General features: G+C 51.5%; 1 pseudogene. It reads left to right on the top strand.

Going from position 1 to position 202, the window contains the following annotated elements:
* A pseudogene (locus FDX22_RS20805) lies at nucleotides 1-202 on the top strand (cyclic-guanylate-specific phosphodiesterase); the annotation flags it as partial.

Below are 202 nucleotides of genomic sequence, written 5' to 3'. Positions count from 1 at the left end.
TGCTGAAGTTGCTGTTCGGCATCGCGTTGAGGTAGTGAAAGAGCAGCTTGAACAACTTGAACTGAAAAGTGATTTTTTCAGAGCCCACGATCTGCTGGCCTCCGTCAATGTCGATGGCCCGACGCTCATTGCGATGCGCCAGGACCCCGAGATCCTGAAAATCATTGAATGCCTGCCCTGGTTACGCTTTGAGTTGGTAGAG

This window comes from Citrobacter sp. TBCS-14 (assembly GCF_005280805.1).
In the GTDB taxonomy this organism is placed as follows: Bacteria; Pseudomonadota; Gammaproteobacteria; order Enterobacterales; family Enterobacteriaceae; genus Citrobacter; species Citrobacter gillenii.
This window is presented reverse-complemented; position numbering and strand designations above follow the sequence as displayed.